6 protein-coding genes are annotated in these 8,868 nt (G+C 70.0%); 3 read left to right on the forward strand and 3 right to left on the reverse strand.

The genetic code is table 11. The annotated features are described in order from the left end of the window. The 3 genes from ACH9D3_RS00010 to ACH9D3_RS00020 form a co-directional block, all read right to left on the reverse strand. The coding region (locus ACH9D3_RS00010) for an S-(hydroxymethyl)mycothiol dehydrogenase (RefSeq protein ID WP_396409389.1) at nucleotides 1-1,089 on the reverse strand (1,089 nt) is incomplete at its 3' end. Nucleotides 1,090-1,221: 132 nt separating this feature from the next. Continuing rightward, nucleotides 1,222-3,690, reverse strand: a complete 2,469-nt coding sequence (locus ACH9D3_RS00015; protein WP_396409390.1) for an FAD-dependent oxidoreductase — start codon at nucleotides 3,688-3,690, stop codon at nucleotides 1,222-1,224. Nucleotides 3,691-3,737: 47 nt separating this feature from the next. Next, nucleotides 3,738-4,100, reverse strand: coding sequence for a bifunctional 3-phenylpropionate/cinnamic acid dioxygenase ferredoxin subunit (locus ACH9D3_RS00020; RefSeq protein ID WP_396401330.1), 363 nt, complete (start codon nucleotides 4,098-4,100; stop codon nucleotides 3,738-3,740). Between the two features lie 348 nt (nucleotides 4,101-4,448). Between ACH9D3_RS00020 and ACH9D3_RS00025 the strand changes: the two genes are divergently transcribed. The 3 genes from ACH9D3_RS00025 to ACH9D3_RS00035 all read left to right on the forward strand — a co-directional run bounded on the left by ACH9D3_RS00025 (nucleotide 4,449) and on the right by ACH9D3_RS00035 (nucleotide 8,855). Beyond that, the gene (locus ACH9D3_RS00025; protein ID WP_396409391.1) at nucleotides 4,449-5,639 is read left to right on the forward strand and encodes an FAD-dependent oxidoreductase; all 1,191 of its coding nucleotides are present in this window, start codon (nucleotides 4,449-4,451) and stop codon (nucleotides 5,637-5,639) included. A gap of 103 nt (nucleotides 5,640-5,742) precedes the next feature. Beyond that, entirely contained in the window at nucleotides 5,743-6,909 is a 1,167-nt protein-coding gene (locus ACH9D3_RS00030; protein WP_396409392.1) for an SRPBCC family protein, read from the forward strand. Next, entirely contained in the window at nucleotides 6,906-8,855 is a 1,950-nt protein-coding gene (locus ACH9D3_RS00035) for a BCCT family transporter (protein WP_396409393.1), read from the forward strand. Before ACH9D3_RS00030 ends, ACH9D3_RS00035 begins: the two co-directional genes overlap by 4 nt. The last annotated feature ends 13 nt before the right edge of the window (nucleotides 8,856-8,868 follow it).

Below are 8,868 nucleotides of genomic sequence, written 5' to 3' on the forward strand. Positions count from 1 at the left end.
GATCTCCACGACGGAGCGCAGCACGGTGCCGGCCTTCATCTTGGCGAAGGCCTCCTCGACGTCGCCCAGACCGATGCGCTCGCTCACGAACCCGTCCAGGTCCAGCCGGCCCAGCCGGTACTGGTCCACCAGCATCGGGAAGTCCCTCGAGGGCAGGGTGTCCCCGTACCAGGCGGACCGGATGGACCCGCCGCGGCCGAAGACCTCGTCCAGCGGGATCTCCCAGGTGGTCCCCGGCGCCGGCACCCCGACCAGCACCATCCGCCCGGCCAGGTCACGGGCCTGGAAGGCCTGCCGGAAGGTCACGGCGATGCCCACCGCGTCGATCACGAGGTCGGCGCCGAAACCACCGGTGAGCGCACGGATCGCCTCGACGGGATCGGTCTCCTTGGAGTTGACCGTGTGGGTGGCCCCGAACCTCCGTGCGGTGGCCAGCTTCTCGTCGTCGAGGTCCACGGCCACGATCGTGGTCGCCCCGGCCAGGGCGGCCCCGGCGATCGCCGCCGCCCCGACCCCGCCGCAGCCGATCACGGCCACGGACTCCCCGCGCCGCACGGCCCCGGTGTTGAGCACGGCACCGATACCGGCCATCACCCCGCAGCCGAGCAGCCCGACGGCCGCGTACTGGTGGTCCTGCAGCTCACCCTCGATCTTGGTGCACTGCCCGGCCGCGACCAGGGTCTTCTCCGCGAACGACCCGATGCCCAGGGCCGGGGACAGCTCGGTGCCGTCCTCGAGCGTCATCTTCTGGGTGGCGTTGTGGGTGGCGAAGCAGTACCAGGGCTCGCCCCGGCGGCAGGCCCGGCACTCCCCGCACACCGCCCGCCAGTTCAGGATCACGTGATCGCCCACCGCGACCTCCGTGACACCCTCCCCGACGGCCGCGACGACGCCGGAGGACTCGTGACCCAGCAGGTAGGGGAAGTCGTCACCGACGCCGCCCTCGACGTAGTGGTGGTCCGTCTGGCACACCCCGCAGGTGAGCACGTCCACCAGCGCCTCCCCGGGCCCCGGATCCGGGACCAGGATCGTCTCCACGCTCACGGGCTGGTTCTTGCCCTTCGACACCACGCCTTTGACCTTGTGCATGCTGGAACTGCCTTTCGTCGTCGTCGGCACCGGGAACGGTGCTCGATCACAGAAGTCGTACTGGGGAGTCCCGGTACCGGGACGGGGGCCGGGGGCGGAGCGGCATGCGGTCCGCCCCCGGGATGCGGAGCCTCAGCCCCGGATGCGCTCCATGCCGGGGTCCACGAGCGGCTCGGCGCTGACCGTGGCCGGGACGCGCTCGCCGAGGTACTCGATCTCCACGCCGTCCCCCTCGGAGAGCTCCGGCGGGAGCCAGGCGTAGGCGACCGGCCGGCCCACGGTGTGGCCGAAGACGGCGCTGGTGACGTAGCCGGCGGCGGCGCCGTCCACGTACACGGGCTCCTTGCCCAGGACCACGGAGCGGCCGTCGTCGACGGTCAGGCAGCGCAGCCGGCGCCGTGCCCGGCCGTCGGAGGCCGCGGCCTCCGACCCCACGAAGTCGCCCTTGTCCTTCTTGACGGCGAAGTCCAGTCCTGCCTCCACCGCGGTGTGCTCGGTGGTCATGTCGGTGCCCCAGGACCGGTAGCCCTTCTCCACGCGCAGGCTGTTGAAGGCCGCGCGCCCCGCGGGCACGATGCCGAACTCCTGGCCCGCCTCGTGCAGCAGGTCCCACAGCCGCAGACCCTGGTCTGCGGTGGTGTACAGCTCCCAGCCGAGCTCGCCCACGTAGGAGAGGCGCATCGCGGTGACCCGCAGGCCGCCCACCCGGATCTCCTTGGTGCGGAAGTACTTCAGGCCGTCGTTGGACAGGTCGTCGCGGGAGACCTTCGCCATGACCTCCCGGGCCTTCGGGCCCCACAGCCCGATGCAGCAGGTCTCGGCGGTGGTGTCCCGGACCAGCGCCCAGGCGGTGGGGTCCTCGGCGCTCTGCCGGTTCGCCTCGGAGGACAGGTACGCCACGTCGACGCTGCTGTTGATGCCGGCCTGGAACAGGTTCTCGCTGATCCGGGCCACGGTGATGTCGCTGCGGATCCCGGCCTTCTCGTCCAGCAGGAGGCAGTACGTCACGGCGCCCGGCTTGCGCAGGATGTTGCCGGTGGTGAGCCGCTGCAGCAGGGCGGCGGCCCCCGGTCCCTCGACCGTCACGCGCTTGAGCGGGGTCATGTCGTACATCGCCACGGCGGTGCGGGTCTTCCAGGCCTCGACCGCCGCGATCGGCGAGTGGTACTGGGCCGCCCACGGCTCCCGCTCCGGCTCGCGCCACTCCTCGGGCAGCTGGTCCAGGAGCGCGGCGTTGGACTCGTACCAGTGCGGGCGCTCCCAGCCGTGGCTCTCCAGGAAGAACGCGCCGAGCTCCAGCTCCCGGGCGTAGAACGGGCTGACCCGCAGGTTGCGCGGCGACTCCCGGGGCTGGAGCGGGTGGAGGACGTCGTAGATCTCCACGAAGTTCTGCTTGCCCGTCTCCTCGACGTACTCCGGGGAGAGCTGCACGTCGTCGAACCGGGTGGCCTCGCAGCCGTGCAGGTCCGTCTCCGGGGTGCCGTCCACCAGCAGCTCGGCCATGGCCTTGGCCACGCCCGAGGAGTGGGTGACCCACACCGCCTCGGCCACCCAGAACCCGGCGAGGTCCGGGGACTCGCCGATGAGCGGGCCCCCGTCCGGGGTGAAGGAGAAGATCCCGTTGAAGCCCTCGGCCACCTCGCTGCCGCGCAGGCTGGGGAGGAAGCGCTGGCTCTCGGCCCACTGCTCCGTGAAGTCCTCGGGCGTGAAGTCCAGGCGGGAGGGCATCCGGTCGTGGGCGATGTCGCGGGGCGCGTAGTGCGGCAGGTCGCCGAGATCCACCGGCATCGGGCGGTGCGCGTAGGATCCGATGCCGATCCGGTCCCCCCACTCGCGGTAGTAGAGGTCCGCGTCCTGGTGCCGGAGGATCGGCAGGGTCGCGCCGTTCGGGGCGTCGTGCTTGCCGACCAGCTCCGGGACCGCGGAGGTGAAGACGTACTGGTGCGCCAGCGGCAGGATGGGGCACGGCATGCCGGCCATCTCGCCGATCGCGGGTCCCCAGAATCCGGCGCAGGAGACGACGACGTCCGCCGGCACGGTCCCGTCCGATGTGGTCACACCGGTCACGCGACCGTTCGACCGCTCGATGCCGGTGACGGTCGTCTCCGCGCAGTAGGTGACGCCGGCGCGGGTGGTGCGGTCGATGAGCACCTGCACCGCCTTGGCCGCCAGGGCGAGACCGTCCGTGGGCACGTGGTAGCCGCCCAGGACCATCTCGGGGTTGACCATGGGGTGCTGCTCGAGCACCTCCTCGGGGGTGAGCAACCGGCCCTCGAGACCCCACGACGTCGCGTAGCCCACCTTGCGCTGGAGCTCCTCCAGCCGCGCCGGCGTGGTGGCCACTTCGAGGCCCCCGACCTGGTTGAAGCAGCCCAGGGACATCAGCTTCTCCACCGTGTACTGCGCGAAGTGGGTGAGCGACCGGGACGGGTTCGTCTGGTAGACGAGTCCGGGCGCGTGCGACGTCGAGCCGCCGGGAAGGGGCAGCGGGCCCTGCTCCAGGACGGTGACGTTCGTCCAGCCGCGCTGGACGAGCTCGTCGGCAAGGTTGGTGCCGACGATGCCGGCTCCGATGACGACGACGCGAGGGGTGGTGCTCATGGATGGTTCTCCTGACCTGCGGATGTCTGGCGGGGTCGGGCCGGGGTTCAGCTCGACTGGGAATCGTGTCCGTGGGCGGTGAGCCCGGGCGGCAGGTTCGGCGCCTCGGCCGACTCCTCCACCATGATGTCGCCGTCCACGACGGTCACCACGTGGGTCCGGACCGGGAGCTTCGCCGGCGGCGCGTCCACCTTGCCGGTGCGGAGATCGAACTTGGACGCGTGCAGCGGGCACTCGACCTCGCAGTCCTCCACGTAGCCGTCGGCGAGCGAGGCGTCCTGGTGGGTGCAGGTGTCGTCGATGGCGAACAGCTCGCCCTCCTCCGTGTGGAACACGGCGATGGGCGGGACGGTGTCGAGGCGCAGGGCGTCACCGGGTTCGAGGTCCTTCAGGGGACAGGCCTTGTGCATCGGAGTGGATCCTTTCCGGAGGGGGACGGGCCCGCCGCGTCGAGCGTCTCCACCCGGCCCGACAGGCTCACCATGAGCAACACGCATTGCATTGTGCAACCAGCGTGGAGACTGGACCGGGCGCTGTCAAGAGATCGGCTCCGGCGAGATGTCCGTGTCGGCGCGCACGGAGACGCAATGTAAATTTCCCGGGTCGAACGGGCGCGACCTCTTGACGTGGCCGACGACGAGGTTCACGCTGAATCTCACATTGCGAACCGTGTTGCACGAGACGCAAATAGTCCGGAACACCACGATCCTTGTCGCAGCTCCGGGCCATCCGTACCAGTCTTTCGAAAGGGGTCCTCCATGGAGTCCCTCGTCATTGTCGGAGCATCCCTGGCCGGTCTGTCGGCCGCCCGGGCCGCGCGCAACCTCGGGTTCGGCGGTCAGATCGTGATCATCGGTGATGATCCGCAGCGCCCCTACGACCGCCCGCCGCTGTCCAAGGACTTCCTGGCCGGGCGGATCGAGGCCGAGGACCTGGCCCTGGAGACCGACACCGACGCCCTGGACGCGCAGTGGATCCTCGGCACCCGGGCGGTGTCCTTCGACCCGGCCACCCGCCTGGTGCACCTGGACGACGGGAGCAGCGTCCACGCCGACGGACTGGTCATCGCCACCGGGGCCTCCCCCCGGTCCCTGCCGCAGATCGCCGAGGCGGACAACGTGGTGAGCCTGCGCACCATCGCCGACGCGCAGAAGCTGCGCGAGCTCGTGGGCCGCGGCGGGCGCATGGTGGTCATCGGCGCCGGCTTCATCGGCGCCGAGGTCGCCTCCACCGCCCACGCCCTGGGCATGGAGGTCACCGTGCTGGAGAAGTCCCCGACCCCGCTGTGCGGGCCCCTGGGCACCCAGCTGGGCGCGGTGGTGGCCGGACTGCACGAACGCGCCGGGGTGGAGCTGGTCTGCGGGGCCGAGATCGCCGACTTCGTCCTCGCCGAGGGATCCGTGACCGAGGTCCACCTGGCCGGCGGGCGGGTGCTGCCCGCCGACGTCGTGATCGTCGGGATCGGGGCGGTGCCCAACACCGCCTGGCTGGAAGGCTCCGGGATCGAGCTCGGCAACGGTGTGGTCTGCGACGCGACCGGGGCCACCAACATCCCGGGGGTCGTCGCCGTCGGCGACTGCGCCGCCTGGTGGGACCCCGCCACCGCCCGCTACCAGCGGGTGGAGCACTGGACCGGGGCCGCCCAGCGCCCGGCCGTGGCCGTGGCCGCGCTGCTGGGCACCGACCGGGCCGCCCTGCCGGCCGTGAAGCCCCCCTACTTCTGGTCCGACCAGTACGGCACCCGCCTGCAGTTCTCCGGGGACGCCTCCCGCAGCGACCGCGTGGCCTACGAGCACGGCGGCCCGGACGAGGACTCCCTGCTGGCCGTCTACTACGCCGGAGACGACCCCGTGGCCGTGCTCGCCTGGAACCAGACCAAGATGTTCTGCCGCTGGCGCAAGACCCTCGAGAAGATCGCCGCCACCGCCGCACAGCCGGTCCTGGTCTGAGTTCCCGGCCGCGCCACCCCTGCCCTCTTCCTCACCCTGCCGTCCCTTCTCCGTCCTTCCACCACCGCACCCTTCGCACCGCCTGATTCCAAGGAGTTTCGAGTTGTCGACCAATGTTGTCTCGGAGAGTCTGATCTCCACCCTGCCCGGCTCCACCTACGTGGACGAGAACGTGTTCCGCGCCGAACAGGAACGCATCTTCGAGCAGATGTGGTTCTGCGCCGTGCGCGCAGCCGACCTCGACAAGCCCGGGGCCTACCGCACCGTGCAGATCGGCCGGGAATCCGTCATCATCACCCGCAACCGCAAGCACGGCATCCGCGCCTTCTACAACATCTGCCGCCACCGCGGCGTGAAACTGTGCATGGAGGAGACCGGCGAAGCCGGCCGCTCCTTCCAGTGCCCCTACCACGCCTGGACCTACGACTTCGACGGCAAGCTCATCGCCGCCCCCAACCTCACCAAGATGCCCGACATCGACCGCCAGGAATACGGCCTCGTCACCATCCCGGTGCGCGAGTACCTCGGCTACGTCTGGGTCTGCCTCGCCGACGACCCCCCCTCCTTCGAGGACGACGTCATGGGCGACATCCAGGACCGCCTCGGCGACACCCAGGCCATCGAGGGCTACGACATCGCCAACCTCTCCCTGGGCCGGCGCATCACCTACGACGTGAAGGCCAACTGGAAGCTCATCATCGAGAACTTCATGGAGTGCTACCACTGCGCCACCATCCACCCCGAACTCACCGAGGTCCTCCCCGAGTTCGCCGACGGCCTCGCCGCCCAGTACTTCGTCGGCCACGGCGCCGAGTTCGGCGACGACGTCCTGGGCTTCACCGTCGACGGCTCCGAAGGCCTGGACAAGCTCCCCGGCGTCGACGACGACCACGACCGCCGCTACTACGCCATCACCGTGCGCCCCACCGTGTTCGTCAACCTCGTCCCCGACCACGTCATCATCCACCGCATGTTCCCCATGGCCGCCGACCACACCATCGTGGAGTGCGACTGGCTCTACCTGCCCTCCGTGGTCGACTCCGGCAAGGACGTCTCCGCCTCCGTGGAACTCTTCCACCGCGTCAACCAACAGGACTTCGACGCCTGCGAACGCTGCCAACCCGCCATGAACTCCAAGATCTACGCCACCGGCGGCGTCCTCGTCCCCTCCGAACACCACATCGGCGCCTTCCACGACTGGATCACCGACACAATCGGCGACACCGTCCCCGCACAGTCCAGTCCCGCGAGCCAGGAGAAGGTCCAATGAGCGTCGACGACTCCCGCGTCGATCCGACGCCTGCCGACGGGGACGAGGCTCGGTCCGCGACGCCGCCCGTCGACGACACGACCATGCTGCACGAGGCGGAGGCCGAGGAGGCCGCGATCCTCGACGAGCTGAAGGTCGGTGTCGTCGAGCGGCGCAAGTCCTTCCGCACCGGCCTGGAGGGCCTCGACCGGACCATCTTCGTGGTCACCGGCGCGCTCGTGGTGGCCTTCGTGCTCTGGGGGTTCCTCGACACCGAGGGCCTGTCCACCGCCTCGACGGCGGCGCTGGGCTGGGTGCTGGAGAGCACGGGGTGGCTCTTCGTGCTCCTGGCCTCGCTGTTCGTGGTCTTCGTCCTCTGGCTGGCCGTCGGCCGGTTCGGCAACATCCCGCTGGGCCAGGACGGTGAGCGCCCGGAGTTCCGGACGGTCTCGTGGATCTCGATGATGTTCGCGTGCGGCATGGGCATCGGCCTGATGTTCTACGGCGTCGCCGAGCCGCTCTACCACTACATCGCCCCGCCGCCGGCCACGGCCGACGCGCAGACGGCCGAGGCCATCGAGGCGGCGATGGCCACGTCCCTGTTTCACTGGACGCTGCACCCGTGGGCGATGTACGCGGTGGTGGGCATCGCCATCGCCTACGGCACCTTCCGTCTGGGCCGCAAGAACCTGCTCTCCGAGGCGTTCGTCTCGATCTTCGGGCGCAAGGCCGTGGACGGCGTGGGCGGGAAGATCATCAACATGCTCGCCATCTTCGCGACCGTGTTCGGCACCGCCGCGTCGCTCGGCCTGGGTGCCCTGCAGATCGGCAGCGGTCTGCAGTTCAACGGCGTCGTCGCCGAGGTGACCACCCCGATGCTGGTGGCCGTCATCGCGGTGCTGACGTTCTGCTTCGTGGCCTCGGCCGTCTCCGGCATCGCCCGCGGCATCCAGTTCCTCTCGAACACCAACATGGTGCTGGCCCTCATCATGGCGGTCATCATCTTCGTGGTGGGCCCCAGCGTCTTCATCCTCAACCTCATCCCCTCCTCGATCGGCTCCTACGCGCAGATGCTGCCGGAGATGTCCGCCCGCACGGAGGCTCTGGGCGACGACGAGAGCATGCGCGAGTGGCTCTCCGGGTGGACCATCTTCTACTGGGCCTGGTGGGTCTCCTGGACCCCCTTCGTGGGCATGTTCGTCGCCCGGATCAGCCGGGGCCGGACCATCCGCCAGTTCGTGGTGGGAGTCCTCGTGGTGCCGTCGCTGGTGTCCCTGCTGTGGTTCGCCGTCTTCGGCGGCACGGCCATCGACATCCAGCGCCGGGCCGACGCCACGCCGGACCCGGAGGACGGGATCGCCACCGTCGTGGACGGGGCCCCGACCATCTCCTTCGACAGCGCCATCTACGACATGTTCACCGGCCTGGACCTGCCGCAGGCCGTCACCGTCGGCCTCGCCGTGCTGGCCATGGTGCTCACCGGGATCTTCTTCGTCACGGGTGCCGACTCGGCGTCCATCGTGACCGGCTCGCTCAGCTCCCGCGGCAGCCTGGAGCCATCCCGCCCCGTCGTCATCTTCTGGGGTGTGCTCATGGGCAGCGTCGCCGCGGTGATGCTCCTGGCCGGCGGCGACGATCCAGCCGCCGCCCTGGGCGGTCTGCAACGGATGACGATCGTCTCCGCCCTGCCGTTCATCCTGGTGATGTTCCTCCTGTGCTTCGCGCTGGCCCGCGACCTCCGCCAGGATCCGATGTGGCTGCGCAAGCGCCTGTCCGACTCCGTGATGAACCGCGCGGTGCGCAACGCCGTCGACGAGTACGGGCACCAGAAGTTCACCCTGGTCACCCGGGAGAGCACGGATCCGAACACGGCCGAGTTCCAGGCCGTGGACGCCACGGCCGCCGGTCAGCCGATCTACGCCCAGGAGAACGGACAGATCCGGAAGAAGGGGGCGACACGCCCGTGACGGGCGGTGCGGG

Origin of the sequence: Kocuria kalidii (genome assembly GCF_044462225.1) — a bacterium.
GTDB lineage: Bacteria > Actinomycetota > Actinomycetes > Actinomycetales > Micrococcaceae > Kocuria > Kocuria kalidii.